The organism is Cupriavidus sp. 09_S30 (assembly GCF_056930435.1).
The window spans coordinates 1782950-1801636 of the sequence record NZ_JBXOWI010000001.1; the positions used below are offsets into that span (position 1 = coordinate 1782950).

20 protein-coding genes are annotated in these 18687 nt (G+C 69.1%); 10 read left to right on the forward strand and 10 right to left on the reverse strand.

The window, feature by feature from the left end:
* Positions 1–36 precede the first annotated feature (36 nt).
* From AC1Z3O_RS08585 to AC1Z3O_RS08605, 5 genes are all read right to left on the reverse strand, one after another.
* Entirely contained in the window at positions 37–1068 is a 1032-nt protein-coding gene (locus AC1Z3O_RS08585; protein WP_483515159.1) for a Bug family tripartite tricarboxylate transporter substrate binding protein, read from the reverse strand.
* A gap of 48 nt (positions 1069–1116) precedes the next feature.
* Positions 1117–1854 carry an SDR family oxidoreductase gene (locus tag AC1Z3O_RS08590; RefSeq protein ID WP_483515161.1) on the reverse strand — a complete coding sequence of 246 codons (738 nt, stop codon included), beginning with the start codon at positions 1852–1854 and terminating at the stop codon, positions 1117–1119.
* 106 nt (positions 1855–1960) lie between these two features.
* Complete coding sequence (locus AC1Z3O_RS08595; protein ID WP_483515163.1) at positions 1961–3154, reverse strand: acyl-CoA dehydrogenase family protein; 1194 nt, start codon at positions 3152–3154, stop codon at positions 1961–1963.
* On the reverse strand, positions 3151–4728 hold the full coding sequence (locus tag AC1Z3O_RS08600) for an AMP-binding protein (RefSeq protein ID WP_483515165.1): 1578 nt from the start codon (positions 4726–4728) through the stop codon (positions 3151–3153). Before AC1Z3O_RS08600 ends, AC1Z3O_RS08595 begins: the two co-directional genes overlap by 4 nt.
* A gap of 12 nt (positions 4729–4740) precedes the next feature.
* Positions 4741–5826: a cyclase family protein gene (locus AC1Z3O_RS08605; protein ID WP_483515167.1), complete on the reverse strand. Its 1086-nt coding sequence runs from the start codon at positions 5824–5826 to the stop codon at positions 4741–4743.
* A gap of 136 nt (positions 5827–5962) precedes the next feature.
* On the opposite strand from AC1Z3O_RS08605, the gene AC1Z3O_RS08610 reads away from it, so the two are divergent.
* The 4 genes from AC1Z3O_RS08610 (at position 5963) to AC1Z3O_RS08625 (ending at position 9766) form a co-directional block, all read left to right on the forward strand.
* Positions 5963–6751 (forward strand): IclR family transcriptional regulator, encoded by a 789-nt coding sequence (locus AC1Z3O_RS08610; RefSeq protein WP_483515169.1) that lies wholly within the window; start codon positions 5963–5965, stop codon positions 6749–6751.
* A gap of 356 nt (positions 6752–7107) precedes the next feature.
* Positions 7108–8148, forward strand: coding sequence for an alpha/beta hydrolase (locus AC1Z3O_RS08615; RefSeq protein WP_483515171.1), 1041 nt, complete (start codon positions 7108–7110; stop codon positions 8146–8148).
* A gap of 102 nt (positions 8149–8250) precedes the next feature.
* On the forward strand, positions 8251–9240 hold the full coding sequence (locus AC1Z3O_RS08620) for a tripartite tricarboxylate transporter substrate binding protein (RefSeq protein ID WP_483515173.1): 990 nt from the start codon (positions 8251–8253) through the stop codon (positions 9238–9240).
* 88 nt (positions 9241–9328) lie between these two features.
* Positions 9329–9766, forward strand: coding sequence for a YbgC/FadM family acyl-CoA thioesterase (locus AC1Z3O_RS08625; RefSeq protein WP_483515175.1), 438 nt, complete (start codon positions 9329–9331; stop codon positions 9764–9766).
* On the opposite strand, the gene otnI is transcribed toward AC1Z3O_RS08625, so the two are convergent.
* Both otnI and AC1Z3O_RS08635 read right to left on the reverse strand, forming a co-directional pair.
* Positions 9739–10590: a 2-oxo-tetronate isomerase gene (gene otnI / locus AC1Z3O_RS08630; protein WP_483515176.1), complete on the reverse strand. Its 852-nt coding sequence runs from the start codon at positions 10588–10590 to the stop codon at positions 9739–9741. The genes AC1Z3O_RS08625 and otnI overlap by 28 nt on opposite strands.
* 114 nt (positions 10591–10704) lie before the next feature.
* Positions 10705–11601: an alpha/beta hydrolase gene (locus AC1Z3O_RS08635; protein ID WP_483515178.1), complete on the reverse strand. Its 897-nt coding sequence runs from the start codon at positions 11599–11601 to the stop codon at positions 10705–10707.
* A 329-nt stretch (positions 11602–11930) separates the two neighbouring features.
* Here AC1Z3O_RS08635 and AC1Z3O_RS08640 point away from each other — a divergent pair, with 329 nt between their 5' ends.
* Complete coding sequence (locus AC1Z3O_RS08640) at positions 11931–12359, forward strand: GNAT family N-acetyltransferase (protein WP_483515180.1); 429 nt, start codon at positions 11931–11933, stop codon at positions 12357–12359.
* Between the two features lie 40 nt (positions 12360–12399).
* On the opposite strand, the gene AC1Z3O_RS08645 is transcribed toward AC1Z3O_RS08640, so the two are convergent.
* The 3 genes from AC1Z3O_RS08645 to ygfZ all read right to left on the reverse strand — a co-directional run bounded on the left by AC1Z3O_RS08645 (position 12400) and on the right by ygfZ (position 14655).
* Positions 12400–13227 carry an NRDE family protein gene (locus tag AC1Z3O_RS08645; protein ID WP_483515182.1) on the reverse strand — a complete coding sequence of 276 codons (828 nt, stop codon included), beginning with the start codon at positions 13225–13227 and terminating at the stop codon, positions 12400–12402.
* 39 nt (positions 13228–13266) lie between these two features.
* Positions 13267–13557: a DUF4936 family protein gene (locus AC1Z3O_RS08650; RefSeq protein ID WP_483515184.1), complete on the reverse strand. Its 291-nt coding sequence runs from the start codon at positions 13555–13557 to the stop codon at positions 13267–13269.
* Positions 13558–13635: 78 nt separating this feature from the next.
* The gene (gene ygfZ / locus AC1Z3O_RS08655; RefSeq protein ID WP_483515185.1) at positions 13636–14655 is read right to left on the reverse strand and encodes a CAF17-like 4Fe-4S cluster assembly/insertion protein YgfZ; all 1020 of its coding nucleotides are present in this window, start codon (positions 14653–14655) and stop codon (positions 13636–13638) included.
* A 272-nt stretch (positions 14656–14927) separates the two neighbouring features.
* Between ygfZ and mltG the strand changes: the two genes are divergently transcribed.
* The 5 genes from mltG (at position 14928) to AC1Z3O_RS08680 (ending at position 18673) form a co-directional block, all read left to right on the forward strand.
* Positions 14928–15929 (forward strand): endolytic transglycosylase MltG, encoded by a 1002-nt coding sequence (gene mltG / locus AC1Z3O_RS08660; RefSeq protein WP_483515187.1) that lies wholly within the window; start codon positions 14928–14930, stop codon positions 15927–15929.
* A gap of 11 nt (positions 15930–15940) precedes the next feature.
* Positions 15941–16555: a dTMP kinase gene (gene tmk / locus AC1Z3O_RS08665; protein WP_483515188.1), complete on the forward strand. Its 615-nt coding sequence runs from the start codon at positions 15941–15943 to the stop codon at positions 16553–16555.
* Between the two features lie 123 nt (positions 16556–16678).
* Complete coding sequence (locus AC1Z3O_RS08670) at positions 16679–17683, forward strand: DNA polymerase III subunit delta' (protein ID WP_483515190.1); 1005 nt, start codon at positions 16679–16681, stop codon at positions 17681–17683.
* 42 nt (positions 17684–17725) lie between these two features.
* A complete protein-coding gene (locus AC1Z3O_RS08675) occupies positions 17726–18121 on the forward strand; it encodes a PilZ domain-containing protein (RefSeq protein ID WP_483517550.1) in 396 nt (131 codons plus the stop codon).
* A 36-nt stretch (positions 18122–18157) separates the two neighbouring features.
* A complete protein-coding gene (locus AC1Z3O_RS08680) occupies positions 18158–18673 on the forward strand; it encodes an N-acetyltransferase family protein (protein ID WP_483515191.1) in 516 nt (171 codons plus the stop codon).
* The last annotated feature ends 14 nt before the right edge of the window (positions 18674–18687 follow it).

Consider the following 18687-nt stretch of genomic DNA (forward strand, 5'->3'; position numbering starts at 1 on the left):
TCTCTTCGTGTTTTCTTCGGGTTTTCTCAGGTTCGCCTACCCGTGCCCAAGGCCGGTTGCGCGGACCATCGTGACCCAGCGCCGCCGCTCGGCTTCGAGGAAGGCTTCATACGCGGCCAGCGAGCCGCCGGTCGGGGTCACGCCGAGGTCGTGCATGCGCTTGCGCAGCGCGGGGTCGGACACGGCGCCGGCCGCGGCCTGGTGCAGCTTGTCGATGGCGCCGGCGGGCGTGCCGGCCGGCACGAACAGGCCGTTCCAGATCGGGATCGCGTAGCCCGGATAGCCGAGCTCGGCGACGGTCGGCACCTCCGGCATGCTGGCCACGCGCTCGCCGCTGATGGTGGCCAGCGTGCGCAGCTTGCCCTGCTGCACCAGCGGCTTGGTGAACGGCACCGTCATCACGGCGACATCGATACGCCCTTCGAGCAGGTCGCCCAGTGCCGGGCTTTCCCCCTTGTACGGTACGTGCACCATGGAGACCCCGGCGCGCTGGCTCAGGTACTCGAGCGCGACGTGCAAGGGGCCGAGCGCCCCGGTCGACATGTAGGAGACGGCGCGCGGGCGCCGCCGCGCGGCGGCGATCAGGTCGTCCAGCGTGCGGTACGGGCTGCCGGCCGCCACAGTCAGCACGTAGTCGACATTGCAGAGGTAGGCGACCGGGGTCAGGTCGCGCACCGGGTCATAGGGCAGGGCGGGCTGGGTGTAGGCCAGCACGATGTTCGTGCCGACGCCACCGAGCAGCACGCCATAGCCATCGGCCGCTCCCTTGGCCACCACGGTGGCGCCGATCGCGCCGGCGGCGCCCACGCGGTTCTCCACGACCATGGTCTGCCCCAGCGCAGGCTCCATGGCACGGCCGAGCAGGCGTCCGAGGATATCGGTGGCGCCACCGGCCGCGAAGGGCACGACCAGGCGCAAGGGCCGGTCCGGATAGTCCGTGCCCGCGGCAGCGCGGGCCAGGCCCGGCAGCAGCAGGCCTGCGGCGAGCTGCCGCAGCGCCGCACGGCGGCCATGAGCGCTCATGCGCGCACCGCATGCCGGGTGCTTCGACCAAGCGAGCTTCTTCATTTTTGTCTCCTCCTTTCCCATCCTGCCGTGGTTGCGGGCGCGCCGCAGTCAGATGCGCACGGCGCTGATCGTGAGGCCGCCGTCGATATGCAGCGTCTGCCCGGTCATGAAGCCGGCGCGCGCATCGAGCAGGAAGGCCACCGCATGCGCGATCTCCTCCGGCGCGCCGACCCGTTGCAAGGGCACGGCCGCCATCAGCGCGCGCGTGCGCGGGTCGTCCGGTGGGCTGGCGGTGCGAAACAGCTCGGTGGCGATCGGCCCCGGCGCGATCACGTTGACGGTGATGGCGGATGCGGCGAGCTCCAGCGCCCAGGTACGGCTCATGCCGATCACCGCGGCCTTGGTCGCGCTGTAGGCGGTACGGTTGATCTTGCCCAGCGCCGCGCGCGAGGACAGGTTGACGATGCGGCCCGCACCCAGCGCGCGCATGCCGGGCAGCAGTGCCTGTGTGCACACCAGCGTGGCGTTGAGGTTGAGCCGCACCGCGGCGTCCATGTCGGCGAGCGAGGTGTCGTCAAGCGAGGTGGTCGGCGCCATTGCCGCGTTGTTGACCAGCGCGTAGAAGGGCGCTTGCGCGGCCAGCTCCTCGAGCAGCTTGCGCGTGGCGTTGAGGTCGTTGAGATCGCAGCAGTGGAATTCCTCGCCGGGGGCGAGGTCGCGCGGACGCGTTCTTGCCACGCCGGTGGCGCGATAGCCGTCCTCGTGCAAGCGGCGCAGCACGGCCCGCCCGATGCCCTTGCTGGCACCGGTCACCAGCACGCGTTTCTTCTCTTCCTTGCTTGTCATGTCGCTCCTGTCCTTTCCTGGTTGCGGGCAGCACGCCTGCGCCGTGCCGGCCGTGCCGGCACGTTGCGGTGGGGGCGGTGCGGCCGGTACTTGCGCGGATTGCGCTTCAGGCCGGCGTGCCGGCCAGCACCTTGCGGCCGATGATCAGCTTCTGGATCTCGGAGGCGCCCTCGTAGATGCGCATCGGGCGCACGTCGCGGAACAGCCGTTCGATCACGCAGCCCTGTGTCACACCCAGGGCGCCGAACAGTTGCACCGCGCTGTCGACGACGCGAAAGGCCGCCTCGGTGCCGCCCAGCTTGGCCATGGCCGCTTCGCGGGTGATGGTGGCGCCGCGCACGTCACGCAGCCATGCCGCACGGTAGACCAGCAAGGCGGCGGCCTCGATGTCCAGCGCCATGTCGGCGACGCGGCTGCGCACCGTGTCCATCTCCGCCATCGCCTTGCCGAAGAGCACGCGGGCGTTCATGCGCGTGACGGTCTCGTCCAGCGCGCGCCGCGACAGTCCCACGGCCCCGCCGCCGACGGACGAGCGGAAGATGTCGAGCACCGACATGGCGACCTTGAAGCCCTCGCCGGGCTTGCCCAGCAGATTGGCGGCAGGGATCCGGCAGTCCTCGAAATGCAGGACGGCCAGCGGATGCGGTGCGACGATGTCGACGTTGGCGCTGGCGTGCAGGCCCGGCGTCCCGGCGTCGACGAGGAAGGCGGACAGGCCCTTGGCGCCCGGCGCGGTTTCCGAGCGCGCCACGACCACGTAGTAGTCCGCGATGCCGCCATTGGAGATATAGGCCTTGGCACCGTTCAGCACATAGGTGTCGCCCTGGCGCTCCGCCCGTGTCGCGATCGACGCGACATCCGAGCCGCCGTCCGGCTCGGTCAGGGCCAGGGCGGCGATGGCCCGCCCGGCCCGGCAAGCATCCAGATAGCGCGCCTGCATCGCATCGCTGCCATAGAGCCAGAGCGGCGCCGTGCCGATGCCCTGCATCGAAAAGACGAAATCCGCCAGCGCCGAGCGATAGGAGAGGGCCTCCCGGATCAGGCAGACCGAGCGCAGGTCGACCGCCTGCGCCTGCGCGGTACCTGATGGCGGCACGGCGGGCGGCACGGCGAACTGCAGCAGGCCGGATGCGCCCAGGTCATGCAGCAGCGCGCGGCATTGCTCGGCCAGCGGCAAGGCCTCGAGCTCGGCCTCGCGCCGTTCGTATGCGGCCTGCCAGGCTTGCAGCCTTTCGGCCAGCGCCGCATGGCGCGGCTCGAAGAAGGGCAGGTCCCAGTGACTCCACGCGTGCGTCTTCATGCGTTCTCCTCATCCAGCAGTTGCTGCGCCAGCTCGCGCAGCGTGTTCTTCTTGACCTTCTCGCCGTTCGGGCTGGCGGTGACCGGAAAGGACTCGACCGCGAACACCCGCAGCGGCAGCTTGAATACCGCCAGCTGCGCGCGGCAGGCCCGCAGGATCGCCGCCTCGTCGTGCACGTAGGCGCCATCCCCGACCACGAAGGCAACCGGCCGGGCGCTGCCCTGCGCCTCCACGGCCACCACCTGGCTGGCGCGCGCGCCCGAGGCCTGCAGCACCACCTCCTCGATCTCCAGGGGATTGACCAGGTAGCCGCCGATGCGCAGCACGTCGCCGATGCGCGACAGGTGCGTGAAGCCACCGTCGCCGTTCAGGTAGGCAAGGTCGCCGGTGCGCAGATAGCCGTCCGCGGTGAAGGCGCGTGCGGTGGCCTCGTCATCGCCGAGGTAGCCGAGCATCACGTCGGGCGTCAGGATCTCGAGTTCGCCGCTGGCGTCGGGGGGCAGGCACTGGCCCGTGTCCAGGCTGCGCACGCGGACCCGCGCCGCCGGCGCCAGCGGTATGCCGCCAGACTGCTGGCGCCGTTCCAGGGGCGCGTCGGCGCGCTGGCTGGCGAACAGGGCCAGGGTCTCGCTCAGCCCGTAGCAGCCGCGCATGCGGATCCCTCGCTGTCCGGCGCGGGCGGGCAGGTCGGCCAATCCGGGCGTGAAATTGGCATGCCCGAACATCTGCAAGGCCGGTGCCGTCCAGTCAGGGGTCGCCGCGTCCAGCATCTTGTCGACCATGTCGTTGGTGCCGAACATGTGGGTGATGCCCTGCGTGGCGAGCAAGTGGGCGGCCTGGGCCGGCTCGAAATTCTCCATCACGGTCAAGGGTGCCTGTGCGCACAGCGCCGTCATGGCCACCGTGTAGCCGAAGGCGCCGCAGAAGGGGATGGCCAGCAGCATGCGCGCGCTGTCGCGGGTGATGTCGAAGGCCGCGGCGACATCGGCGCAATGGCGCGCCACACGCAGTTGCCCGTGGACGATCAGCTTCGGCCGGCTGGTGGTGCCGGAGGAGGACAGGATGATGCAGGGATCCTCAGGGCCGCCCAGCGCCGGCGCTACGGGTGGCGCCTCGGCCAGCGCCTCCAGCGATTGCTGCGTCAGGCCGGGAACGGCTGCTGCCTCGGCGCCGGCATGGATCGCCAGGCGCAGTGCCGGCAGCCCCCCGGCAGCGACCTGCTGCAGCAGGTCGTCGTAGCGGCGGCCGCGATACGCCGGCACGTAGACCAGGGCCTTGCAGTCCGACCTGGCCATGAAGTCGGCCACCTCCTTCGGCCCATAGCGCAGGTTCAGGCTCAGCACGCAGGCGCCGAGGCGAGCGCAGGCGAAGGCAACGCAGATCCAGTCCGGGGTGTTGGGCAGCCAGAGCGCCACCACGTCGCCGCGGCCGATGCCTTGGCGCTGCAGTCCGGCAGCAATGCGCAAGGCACGTTCGCGCACCGCCCCGAAGGTCATGGTCCGGCCCTCGAAGACGAGGCAGGCCGATCCGCGCGGCGCCTGCTCCAGCAAGGAAAACAAGGGGCTATCCGCCATGGCGAGTTCCCTTCAGACCGTGCCGATCGGCGTGACCGGGGAGCCCACCGCGCCGGGCAGGCGCAGCGGCGGTGCGGTCAGCAGGAAGCGCGAACGGCCATGTTCGCGCAGCCACTGCGCCAGCGGCGTCAGGTACCACAGCTCGCCGAAGGGCATGCCGAGCTTGAACAGGCACAGCTCATGCAGCGGCAGGAAGGCGCAGGGGCCGGCCTGCGCACGCGCCGGCACGGACTCCACCCCATAGTTGTCGGCCACGATGGCGGCAATGCCGCTATCGATGATCCATTGGTGGAGTTCGGCATCACGCCCGTCCAGCGCGGCGCCGAAGCGCTCGGCCATATCGGGCTCGGGCTGCTTGTTGCGCTCGAGCAAGAGCTGCGCGAAGCGCGTATGCAGGCAGAGGATGTCTCCCGGCTCCACGCTGACCTTGTCCGCGCGCATGATCTCCATCAGCTCGCGATAGCCGATCAGGCGGTGCGCATCGCCCACGTGCGCGTGCAGATCGACCATCACCGCGCGACCCTGCACGCCGTGCTCGGCGATCTTCTCGATGCCCAACGCCAGCGCGCGCGACTGGCCTTGCAGCGCAGGATCGTCGTCCGGTGCCAGCACGTCGGTGCCCGCTCGATAGCCGTTGTAGTAGACCATCTCCTTGACGCCGTCGCCGTCCACGTCGAAGTGTCCGCCGACGTGCGACAGCGCGTCCCACTGCGTGGAGTACTGCAGGAAGAGTTGCACGTAGTCGTCGCAGACCACGTCGGTGAAGTCGGGATTCTCGCGTGCCAGCGCGAAGTTCATCCCCGCGCCGAGCGGGCGCGGCGTCGGCTTGATCACCGGAGGATGCCGGCGCGGATTGAGCGCATTGCCGCCGGGAAAGTCCAGTGGCAGGCTCAGGCAAAAGCGCAATCCTTCCCTGACCTCGGCAGCGCCCTGGCGGACCTTCTCGGCGGTGATCAGGTTCAGCCGCCCGAGCTGGTCGTCGGCGCCAAAATCGCCCCAGTTCGACTGCGCTGGCCGGAAGCGCCAGCGTTGCTTGCCCTCACCCTCGCCCTCCACCGGCCGCGCGTGTGGCGCGTGCACGTACTTGTATTCGCTCATCTCATCGTCTCCTCTCTGCTGACCCGGCTTCGCCCAGCCGCCACGCGCTATCCGGCGTGCGGCGGTGCCGTATGCGTTTGGATTTCATCGGATGGCTGATTACAATACAAGCGCTTTAGATTGAGATGATCACAATATGAACAACGCAAGCGGGGAAGTGGCTGGGACCCAGAGCCTGTCGCGCGCGCTCAGGCTGCTCAAGCTGATCGCGGCCGCACATGCGCGAGGGATAGAACTGGCGGAACTGCTCGAAGAGACCGGGCTGGATCGCAGCACGGCGTATCGCCTGATCTCGGGCCTGGTGCAGGCCGGCTTCGTCGAACGGGAGACCGACGGCAGGAAGTACCGGCTCGGCATCGAGTCCATGCAGCTCGGCCTGACCGCAATGAGCCGCTCACCGCTGCTCGAGCGCTGCCGTCCGATGCTGCATTCACTGGCTCGGCTTACCGAGGACACCGTTTTCCTGGTGATCCGGAACGGCGACTACGGACACTGCCTGCATATGGAAGAGGGCAGCTATCCGATCAAGGCGCACACGCTGATGGTGGGCAATCTGCGCCTGCTCGGCGTGGGCACGGCCGGCCTGGCCTTGCTGGCCACGCTGCCGGACGCGGACATCGATGCGCTCTACAAGCGCCACCGTGCCGACTACGACGCGATGGGGCTGACGCGGCTGCAACTCGGTGAGCTGGTCGGGCGGACGCGCCGCAGCGGCTATTCGGAGAGCGAGAACCTGGTCACGGCCGGGGCGGGCGGCGTCGGTGCCGCCTTCGAGATCACCCAGGGCAACTACGCGGCGCTGAGTGTGGCCACAGTGCTGGCCCGCATGAGCAAGACCAGGCGGACATGGGTAGCAGGCCTCGTGCTGGAGGAGATTGCCAAGGCAGGATTCAGGACGCCCGGGCCCGCGCGGCGAGGCGGCTAGGCTCCCTGCTCCGACTGCCTGAGTCCGTTCCGGCAGGGCTGGAGGCCGGGGCGCGTGGCCGGGCGGGCGCGCGTGGCGGCGCGGTCCTTGCTGGCGTGGGGAGGGAAGTCCCGCACGAAGACCGGCGCGCGGGCGAGGCAATCGCTTCCCGATGTGCCGGCTGTTGAGCCGGTTGCCGTGCCGCTTGTGCGATCATCGCGCAGTATTTCGTGGCCGCGCGGCCGCATGGGGTTATCTCGCGATGCCCCTGAGGCCAATCGCTGGCATCATGCAAAAAAAGAACGATCGTTCATAATTTGATCTTTCGTTTGCCATCCGCCCGGGGCGTGCCTTGGGCGTGCGTTATCCTCTGCCTCATGTCCATCGCACCACCTGTTTCCTCCGCATCGTCCCAACCGCCCGCCGGCTCGCCGCAGACCCCGTCCGGCAGGCCGGCGACCGCGCTGGACCCGCAGGTGGCCGCGCTGCTGGAACTGATCGCACGCGCCAAGCGCCCGCCCATCAATGCGCTGGATCCGCTCGACGCGAAGATCGCCTATGAGAAGAGCGCGCCGATCCTCGACATTGCGCCGATGCCGGTGCACAGCGTGCAGGCGCTGACCGTGCCGGCGCGCGACGGCCATGCCATCGGCGCGCGGCTGTATGCCCCGCGCGAGGCGAGCTGGGCCGAGCCGCTGCCGCTGCTGGTCTATTTCCACGGCGGCGGCTTCACCGTCGGCAGCCCGGCTTCGCACGATCCGCTGTGCCGGCTGCTGAGCGTGCGCGCCGAGTGCATGGTGCTGTCGGTGGACTACCGGCTGGGCCCGCAATGGCGCTTTCCCACCGCCGCCAACGATGCCTTCGACGTGCTCGACTGGGTCTTTGCCGAGGCCGCCATGCTGGGCGCCGATCCCGCGCGCATCGCGCTGGGCGGCGACAGCGCCGGCGGCACGCTGGCCACGGCCTGCGCCATCGAGGCGCGCCGCCTGGGGCTGGCGCCGGTGCTGCAGATGCTGATCTATCCCGGCACCTGCGCGCGGCAGGACACGCCCTCGCACCGCGCGCTGGCCGAGGGCTATCTGCTGACCGCCGAGATGATCCAGTGGTTCTTCTCGCAATACCTGGACAGCGAGGCCAGCCGTGATGACTGGCGCTTTGCGCCGCTCGACGGCGGTGGCGGCGGCGCGGATGTGGCCGGCTGCTGCCCCGCCTGGATCGCCGTGGCCGGCTACGATCCGCTGCACGACGAGGGCGTGGCCTACGCGTCCAAGTTGCGCGCGGCTGGCGTGCCCGCCGTGCTGGCCGAGTACCCGGACATGATCCACGATTTCTTCAAGCTCGGCCGTTTCGTGCCGGCCGTGGGCAAGGCCCACGACGACGCGGTGGCCGCCCTGCGCGGCGCCTTCGGCAGCGACTGAGCGGCCAGCCCCAGCAAGCCCCATCGAGCCACATCGAGCCCGCAGGCAAGACGGGCCGATCCGGAATTTTTTCGCAGCCCGTAGTACAAGGAGACAGAAGCAATGCAACGCCGCCATTTCATCGTCCGCGCCAGCGCACTCGCCGCCGCCACCGCCTTCGGCTTCGCCGCCGTGCCGGCCCAGGCGCAGTCCGCCGCAGACAAGTTCCCGCAACGTCCGATCCGTCTGGTGATCGGCTACACGGCAGGCGGCTCCACCGACATCCCGTTCCGCGTGCTCGCCGAGAACGCCGCCAAGATCCTGGGGCAGCCGGTGATCGTCGAGAACAAGCCCGGCGCGGGCGGCGTGTTGCCCGCGCAGATGATGCAGGCCACCGCGCCCGACGGCTACACGCTGGCCCAGGTGGCAATGCCGGTCTACCGCCTGCCGTACACCACCAAGATCAACTGGGATCCGGTCAAGGACCTGAGCTACGTGATCAACCTGGCCGGCTATTCCTTCGGCGTGGTGGTGCCGGTGGATTCGCCGATCAAGACCATGCAGGAGTACATCGCCTACGCGCGGGCCAATCCGGGCAAGCTGACCTACGGCTCGCCGGGCTCGATGACCACGCTGCACCTGACCATGGAGGAGTTGGCGATGAAGCAGAACGTGCAGTTCACCCACGTGCCCTACAAGGGCAACGCGGAATCGCTGCAGGCGCTGCTGGGCGGCCACGTGATGTCGGTGGCCGACACGCCGGGCTGGGCGCAGTACGTGGAAAGCGGCAAGCTGCGCCTGCTGTCGACCTGGGGCGACAAGCGCTCCACGCGCTTCCCCAACGCGCCGACGCTGAAGGAACTGGGCTACGGCATCGTGCAGACCTCGCCGTTCGGGCTGGTCGCGCCCAAGGGCACCGACCCGAAGATCGTCAAGAAGCTGCATGACGCCTTCAAGAAGGCGATGGAAATGCCGAACTACCGCCAGGAACTGGCCAAGTTCGACATGGAGCCGTACTACATGAGCAGCGAGCAGTACGCCCAGTTCGCCGCCGAGACGGTGAAGAAGGAAAAGGCCATTATCGAGAAGCTCGGGCTGAACAAGCCCCAGTAAGCCGGTAAGCGAGCAGTCCACAGAGCCGGGCATCCATCCCGGCACGCGGCCGCCGCTGGCGGCCGCGCCACACAGGAGAAAGCCGGCAATGGCAAAGACCGATTTCCGCCACAGCGTGCCGCTGCGCGTGCGCTGGGCCGAGGTGGATCCGCAGTCCATCGTCTTCAACGCGCACTACCTGACCTACTGCGATATCTGCGTGACCGAGTACTGGCGCACGCTCGGCATCCGCTACCCGGAGGACGTGCTCGGGGCGCACGGCGTCGACATCTTCGTCGCCAAGTCCACGCTGGAGTACCACGCTTCGGCGCGCTTCGACGACGAGCTCGATGTGCGCGGCCGCATGGCCCGGCTGGGCCGCTCCAGCATGCTGTTCCGCGTGGAGATCTTCCGCGGCGAAGAGCACCTCATCACCGGCGAGATCGTCTATGTCTGTGCCGACCCGTCGACGCAGAAGTCGACGTCCATCCCGGGCCCGGTGCGCGAGATCATTGAAGCCTACGAGGTGGTGAAGCCGGCGGCCTGACGCTGGCCGGCCGGCCGCCCGGGCCGGGGCAGGCGAGGCGCGCAGCGTCCGAGGTAGGGTTGCAGCCAGCCGAGGCCGGCGGAGGTGCCGGCGCGCGGCCGGTACTCGCAGCCGATCCAGCCCGCGTAGCCGAGAGAGTCGATGACGTCGAACAGATAGGCGTAGTGCAGCTCGCCGGTATCCGGCTCGTGCCGCTCCGGCACGCCGGCAATCTGGATGTGCCCGATGCCTGCCATGTCGCGCCGCAGCTTCATGGCGACGTCGCCTTCCACGATCTGGCAGTGGTAGCAGTCGAACTGCACCTTCAGGTTGGCGGCGCCCACCTCGCGGCAGATGGCCTGTGCCTCGTCCTGGCGGTTCAGGAAGTAGCCGGGCATGTCGCGCGTGTTGATCGGCTCGATCAGCACGGTCAGGCCCTGCGAGGCAGCTGCCTGGGCCGCGTGGGCGAGATTTTCCAGATAGGTGGCGCGGCAGCGCGTGCGCTCGGTGCCGGCCGGCTGCAGGCCGGCCATCACGTGCACGCGGTCGTTGCCGAGCACCGCGGCATATTCCAGCGCGCGGCCGAAGGCGCCGCGGAACTCTGCCTCGCGCCCCGGCAGGGCGGCCAGGCCGCGCTCGCCGCCGGCCCAGTCGCCGGGCGGCGCGTTGAACAGGGCCTGCGCCAGGCCGTTGGCGTCGAGCCGCGCCCGCAGCTCGGCGGCCGGATAGTCATAGGGGAAGAGGAATTCCACGGCACGGAAGCCGTCCGCCGCCGCGGCGGCGAAGCGGTCCGGGAACGCATGCTCCTGGTACATCAGCGAGAGATTGGCGGCAAAGCGCGGCATCTGGGTTGTCTCCGTTTGCGTTTCCCGGCGCCGCGCCGGCCCGGGCTGGCACCGCGCCGGCCCAGGCCGGCACCGGCCTGCGGCGGGGCAGGCCGTCATGATGCCATGCGCCGCTCAGGCCTTGGTGCACTGCTGGTCGACATAGCGCAGCGCATCGGGCAGCGCGTCGCGGAACAGCATCCACTCATGGTCGCCATCCATGATGCGCAATTCCACCTGCTTGGGCTGGATCTGGTGCAGGCGCCAGTACATCATCGAGGAGACCACGGCGATGCCCAGGCGGTCATGGTCGCCCGAGGCGATCCACATCGGCACACGGATCTTGCCGGCCTTGTAGGCATCGAGCTGGCCGGTGTAGTTCAGCGCCTTCCAGGCTTGCTCGTCGAACTGGCCATTGCGCACGAACTGCGGCGCACGGCGTGCTGCCGAGGTTTCCGGCGGCAGCGGATCGTAGGAGGCGGGGCTGATGATGGCCGCGCCGCAGAACATCTCGGGATGGCGCAGCGACAGATTGATCGCGCCGTAGCCGCCCATCGACAGGCCGGCTACCGAGCGGGCGCGGCGTTCCTTCTGCACCCGGTAGTGCGCTTCCACGTACGGCAGCAGGTCCTTCATCAGCGCCGTGTCGCCTTTCTCGGCGACGCCGTCCGTCCACCAGGAGGCGGGCCCCTCGCTCGGCATGATCACGATCGAGGGGCGCAACTGGCCGCGGGCGATCAGGCCGTCCATGGTTTCGATGGCGCCACCCTTGATGCGCCAGGTATTTTCGTCTTCGTCGGCGCCGTGCAGCAGGTAGATCACAGGGTAGGCGGCCGTGCCCGACTGGTAGCCATCCGGCAGGTAGACGGTGAACTTCACGTTGCGGCCGAGCGCGGGCGAGGGGGCGGCATCGGCGAATACCTGCCCGGCGGCAGCGGCGGGGCCTGCGGCGGCCAGCGCCAGCCCGAAGGCAGCAGCCAGGCGGCCGAGCATGCTGCGCAGCGTGCGGGAAGGGAAGCGGGAAAGGCTCATGACTTCTCCAAGTCTTGTGGTTTTTTCGGTTTTTTTCGCGGACCGACCGGTCACGCGCATTGGCCACCTGCTATCTCGATGCCACGGGCGGTGGCCAAGCCATTGCAGGGCAAGCGAGGGAAGCCGGCGGCGCAGGCGGGATTGTCGGGGATTCCGGTCATGTCCGCAGCAGCATTCCGGTCTTGTTTTGCGCCGCTGCGCCGTTCGCTGCCCACCCAGATCCAATCGGCTCTCCCAATTCGCCGGATGAGCCCCTATCATGGCGCCTGTGCCCGCATACGGGCGCTGCACGCAATTAACGCCGATCCCTGCCTTCCTGCCGCACCATCATGACTGTCACCATCCAGCTCTGCACCTGGGCCGAAGCGCGCGAACGCGCACGTGCCATCCGCTACACCGTTTTCGTCGAGGAACAGGGCGTGCCGGTCGAGCTGGAATGGGACGAATGGGATGAGCCGAGCTGGCATGCGCTGGCACTGGCCGCAGACGGCACGCCGCTGGCGACCGGCCGGCTGCTGCCGGATGGCCATATCGGCCGCATGGCGGTGTTGCCGGCCGCACGCGGCACCGGCGTGGGCGCGCGCGTGCTCGCCGCGCTGATGGACAAGGCGGCTGAACTCGGCTATCCCGAGCTGGTGCTTAACGCGCAGACACATGCTGCGCCGTTCTACGCGCGTGCCGGCTTCGTCCAGGCGGGCGAGGAATTCGAGGAGGCCGGCATCCCCCACGTGGAGATGCGCAAGCGCCTGCAGGGGTGAGCGCCGGCCGGCGGCGCGGCTTTGCCGCGCCCCTGAGCCGTCAGCGCGGTGCCGGTTCCGTGCCGGCGTCGTGGGGCAGCATCATGCGGCCCTGGTAGGCCACTTCACCGATGCAGCCGCTGGCGTCGAAGCTGCGCTCGCACAGGTCGAAACGGCCGTCATGGCGCACGCGCAGCACGGTGCTGGCACGCGTGCCGTAGGCGGGTGAGCGGATGAACGCCGAGGAGAGCAGCTTCTCCCATTCCGGCGACACGCCGGTCTGCGGCAGTTCGAAGTCGGCTGCCTGCCGCTCGTCCGCCAGCAGATCCAGGTATGGTGTGATACTGGTGCCCGGCAGGCCACGGTCGGCCGCCAGGGCTTCGGCGAGCGCGCCGACGCGGCTGCGCAGCTTGGGCCAGGGCGTGTCCAGCAAGGCGTTGGACACGCCATAGAGCCCGGGAGCGAGCCGTTGCGGGCGGCGCGCGCTGCCGCGGTTGCTGTACCACCACAATTCGCGCAGGTCGCAGGCCAGCAGGTTGAAGCCGTTATACGCGCCTTGGTCGCGTGAAACGGTATCCAGGTAGTCGTGCGGCGTGGCATCGCCGCGCAGGAAGCCGGCCACCAGTTCGCCCCGCGAGCGGGCGTCCGTGCGCTTTTCGGAAGGGGCGCGGTAATTCGTCAGCGCCGCGAAGCGGGCGCCTGCGGTCATGCCCATCCAGGTGCCGGACTCGCCGATCACCTCGGCGAGGTCGCGCCCGGCCAGCAGCTGGGGCGCGTCCTTCCACCACTGCGCGGGGGCGGCGGGGCGTGCATAGAATTCGTCACGGTTGCCGGCCACCACCAGGGCATAGTCGGGATGGGATTGCCAGGCCACCACTATCAGGCACATATCACTTCCTTTCTGCTCGGCGCGCGCGCGCCACGCGCGTCAGAGCCGGTCCAGATCGATGAAATGCTCGACCTGGCGCTCGCCGCTTAGCCACTGCTGCAGGCCGCTTTGCTGCCACAACCCGGCCAGCGTCTCGCCGAAGGCGGGCGGCACGTCGGCATAGTATTCCATCCAGGTCTGCAGGCCGGCGCGGGTTTCCGGCCTGCGCATCAGCGTACCACCAATCCCGGTCGCCTCCGCAACGGTTTCCATCCAGCGGTGCCAGTGCGGCAGGGCGGCGGCGGCCTGCTCGTCGGCGACGCGGAAGTAGACGTAAAGATGGTCGCTCATGGCGGGCTCCCTGTTGCGTGCCTCAACTGGCGCATTCACTGATGCATGCACCGGCGCATGCAGCGGCGCAATCCGTCCTCAGCCCGCAGCCTGCTCCGCGCCGGACAGCGGCACGGCATACGGCAGGGGCTGGACCGCCAGCGCCGGGCCATCCACCTGGCCGGCGTGCAGCGCCGCGCTAGCCGCGTCGATCTTCAGTTCGGCCAACGCGTCCCAGCCGCCCTCGGGCGAGGCTGCCGCGTTGACGATCATGCCGCAGGGCTGCTCGGGGTCTTCGGGGCGGAACACTTCGGTGCCGGCGGCAGCCGGTTCGCCGTCGCCGTGCACCAGCCACATGCGGCGCTTGAGCGTGCCGCGGTACTGGCTGCGCGCGACGATCTCCTGGCCCGGATAGCAGCCTTTGCGGAAGTTGACGCCGCCGATCAGTTCCAGATTGACCATCTGCGGCACGAACTGTTCCTGGGTGGCTGCCGCAATGCGCGGCACCCCCGCGCGGACGTCGAGCCAGTCCCACAGCGCGGCGCCGGCCGGGGCCAGCTTCTCGGCCAGCCTGGCGTGCACGGCCTCGGCCTGGGCGGCAGCCGCCGCCACTTGCCAGCGTGGCTGGCCGGCGGCGTCGGGCAGGCGGATCACGGTGGCGCCGTCGGCACCCGCCGCCGTCGCCCATTCGCCCGCCGGCACGGGCAGGCCGGCGCCAGCCAGCGCGGCCGCCGCATCAGGACCGGCCACGCCGAAGACAGCCAGGGCCTGGCCGGCATCGCCGAGCTTGGCCTTGGCGCGCAGTACGAACATCGACAGCCGCTTCAGGACGGGCGCGGCAATGTCGCTGGCGAGCTGAAGCACGATGCCTTCGGCGTCGCGCCACATCAGCATGGTCGCCAGCAGGCGGCCCTTGGGCGAACAGTAGCCAGCCAGGCGCGCCTCGCCGGCCGCGAGGTCCTCCACCGCATTGGTGAGCTGGGTGTGCAGGAAGGCGGCGGCATCGTCGCCCGTGGCACGGATCAGGCCCAGGCCGGCCGGTGCACAGACGATGCCGCGCTGGCGCAGTGCGTCGTACTGGTGGGCGAGGTCGGCGATGTCCAGGGTAGGAGTTTGCATGAGACGTAGGCGTGGCCCGGGCGGCAGACGGTGCGGCCGCGCGCGGGTGTGGAATCAGGGGCTGGTCCGCTTGAGCGGGCCGGTACGCATGCCAGCGCGGAGGCAGACGGCGGACTGCCGGTCAGGCTCCCCGCCGCACGGACGGAAACCGGCCGGACTCGTGGCGGAGCAGGGCACCCGGTATTATATGAGGCTGTCGCCATTTTGGCCGGTACCCCTCCAGCGGATGGGGCGGCCGGCCGTGCGGCCTCGGCGCCGCCTGTTTTCCTCACATGAAACGTCTTCTTGTACGCCTGGTCCTGGCCGGCGTGGTCTTTGCGCTCGCCGCCACCGGCGCCTTCGCCTGGTGGGCCAGGCACCCGCTCGGCTTGAGCAGTTCGCCGCTGGAAGTGGTCATCCAGCCCAATTCCAGCGTGGCCAGCGTGGGCCGGCAGATCGCGCGCGGCGGCGTGGGCATCGACCCGCGCCTGTTCGTCCTGCTGGCCCGGCTGACGGGCCGTGCCGCCGAGCTGAAGGCGGGCGGCTATACCTTCGAGCAGGGGGCGACGCCATTGTCCGTGCTCGACAAGATCGCGCGCGGCGAGGTCACGCACTACGTGGTCACGGTGATCGAGGGCTGGGAGTTCCGCAAGATGCGCGCGGCCATCGATGCCAGTCCCGCCCTCAAGCACGATACGCGCGGCATGTCGGACGCCGATCTGATGCGCGCGATCGGGGCGACGGAAAGCGCGCCCGAGGGCCTGTTCTTTCCCGACACCTACCTGTTCACGCGCGGCAGCAGCGACCTCGAACTGTACAAGCATGCCTACCGGGTCATGCAGCGGCGGCTGAACGATGCCTGGGTCGCGCGTGCGCCGGGGCTGCCCTACAAGACACCCTATGAGGCGCTGATCATGGCCTCCATCGTGGAAAAGGAAACCGGCCAGTCGGTCGATCGCCCGATGATCGCCGCCGTCTTCATCAACCGCCTGCGCAAGAATATGCTGCTGCAGACCGACCCGACCGTGATCTACGGCATCGGCGAAGGCTTCGACGGCAACCTGCACAAGCGCGATCTGCAGGCCGACACCCCTTACAATACGTACACGCGGAGCGGCCTGCCGCCCACGCCGATCTCCTTGCCCAGCCTTGCCTCGCTGGCAGCGGCGACGACGCCGGCGCAATCGGACGCGCTCTACTTCGTCGCCCGCGGCGACGGCAGCAGCCAGTTCTCCAGCTCGCTTCCCGAACACAACCGCGCGGTCGACAAGTACCAGCGCGGCAAGAATCGCTGAACATCGCAGACATGCGCGGAAAATTCATTACCTTCGAAGGCATCGATGGTGCCGGCAAGAGCACCCATATCCCCTGGCTGGCCGAGCGCATCGCCGCCCGCCTGCCCGCCGGCGCGAAGGTGGTCGCCACCCGCGAGCCGGGCGGCACCCCGCTGGGCGAGGATCTGCGCCAGTTGCTGCTGCACCGCAAGATGCACCTGGAAACCGAGGCCCTGCTGATGTTCGCGGCGCGCCGCGAGCACATCGCCGAGGTCATCGAACCGGCACTGGCGCGCGGCGACTGGGTGCTGTCGGACCGCTTCACCGACGCCACCTTCGCCTACCAGGGGGGCGGCCGCGGCATGCCGGCCGAGCGGCTGGAGGTGCTGGAGCAATGGGTGCAGGGCAGCCTGCAGCCCGACCTGACCCTGCTGTTCGACGTACCGCTGGAAACCGCGGCCGAGCGGCTGGCAGGCGCGCGCGAGCCCGACAAGTTCGAGGCCGAGTCGCGCGCCTTCTTCGCACGCACCCGCGACGCCTACTTGCGCCGGGCGAGCCAGTCGCCCGGGCGCTTCCGCGTGATCGACTCCACCCGCAGCATCGACGAGATTCGCGTGGAGTTCGAGCAGATCATCGCAACGCTTTGATCGGCAAGGAATATAAGCATCCGTGATATGGTTGCCCGCCACGACCGCCGCCGTCATTGCCGCCATTGCATGTTGCAGGGCGGAGAATCCACTTGAGCTTTACCTTCCAAGGGTTTGATCTTCATGCTTTATCCCTGGCAGACCGATGACTGGAAGCAACTGGCCGCGCTGCGCGGCCAGTTGCCGCAGGCCCTGCTGATCCACGGCCAGCAAGGCATCGGCAAGCGCGACCTGGCCCTGCATTTCGCCCAGGGCCTGTTGTGCGAGACCCCGAAGGCGGATGGCCAGCCCTGCGGCACCTGCGCGGCCTGCCATTGGTTCAGCCAGGGCAACCACCCGGACTTCAGTGTCGTGCGGCCGGAGGCGCTGGAAGGCGGCGCCGAGGGCGAGGCCGAGGAAGGTGGGCGCAAGAAGGCACCCAGCAAGATCATCCGCATGGAACAGGTGCGCGCCCTGATCGACGCGGTCGGCGTCGGCACGCACCGTGCTGGCATGCGGGTAGCGCTGATCTATCCGCTCGACGCCTTGCAGACCGAGGGCGCCAACGCCCTGCTCAAGACGCTGGAAGAGCCGCCTCCGTCCACCTTGTTCCTGCTGGTCACAGACCGCCTGGACCGGGTGCTGCCGACCATCCTGTCGCGCTGCCGCCAGTTCGCCGCGCAGCGGCCGAAGCCTGCCGAGGCGCTGGCCTGGCTGGGCGCCCAGGGTGTGCCCGATGCGCAGGCGCAACTGGCGCTGTCGGGCGGTGCGCCGCTCACCGCGCTGCACGCGGCCGAGTCGGAGGATATGCCGCTGCAACGCTGGCTGGTCAGCCAGCTTGCGGCCGGCGCCGCCTTCGACGCGCTCGGTGCCGCCGACCACCTGCAGAAGCTGCCGGTGCCGGCCATGCTTGGCATCGTGCAGCGCTGGACGTACGATCTGCTCAGTCAGCGGCTGGCACAGGGCGGCGCACGCTACTTCCCCAAGGAGGCGGCGGCGCTCGCACGCTGCGCGGCGGCGACCGACGCGCAGCGGCTGCAGGGATTCGTGGCGCGCCTGGCCAGCCATCGCCGCAGCGAAAACCATCCGCTGGCCACCAGGCTGGTGATGGAGGCGGTATTTCTCGACTATCGCCAGCTATTCCAATAAGGCCCCGGAGAAAAAGGGGCCAGCATGAACAAGGGGTCAATCATGAACATGGCTGCCGCGGCGGCCACGCCGGAGGGCGTGTCCACCGGAGTCGGGGCGTCGACACGCCCCAATGTGCTGTCGTTGTCGATCAAGGACCAGGCGGGGCTGCATGCCGCCTACATGCCGTTCCTGGCACGTGGCGGCATCTTCGTGCCGAGCAGCAAGCCGTTCCGGCTGGAGGAAACGGTGTTCCTGGTCCTGTCGCTGCTCGATCGGCCGCAGCGCTACCAGATCGCCGGCCAAGTGGCATGGCTCACGCCGCCGGGCACGCCGCTGAAGACACCCGGGGTCGGTATTCATTTCCCCGACGACGACAACGGGCGCAACCTGCGGCGCGCGATCGAGGAAATCCTGGGCAAGGCGATTGCCGCCGGGCGCCCCACGCAGACCTTATGAACCAAATGAGGGTTGCGGCTTAACTGTCTGTCATATATGGAAAAAACTGAATTCAAGCTGCGCGTGGCGCGACAGGAAGACCTGCCGGCCATCGTCGAGATCTACAACAGCACCGTGCCGTCGCGCATGGTCACCGCCGATACCGAACCGGTCAGCGTGGCTTCGCGCCAGGCCTGGTTCGAGGCGCACCAGCCCGAGCGCCGTCCGCTCTGGGTGGCCGAGGACGCCGATGGCCGCATGGCCGGCTGGCTCAGCTATTCCGATTTCTATGGCCGGCCCGCCTATGGCGCCACCGCCGAGATCTCGATCTACCTCGACGCCGGCCGCCGCGGCCAGGGCCTGGGGCGCTGGCTGCTGGAGCAGGCGATCGCACGCGCACCGGAGATCGGCGTGAACACGCTGCTGGGCTTCATCTTCGGCCACAACGCGCCCAGCCTGGGCCTGTTCGCCGCCCTCGGCTTCGAGCGCTGGGGCAATCTGCCGAGAGTCGCCGTGCTCGATGGCGTCGAGCGCGACCTGGTCATCCTGGGCCGCCGCCTGCAGGCTGACTGATCTGCTGTCATCTA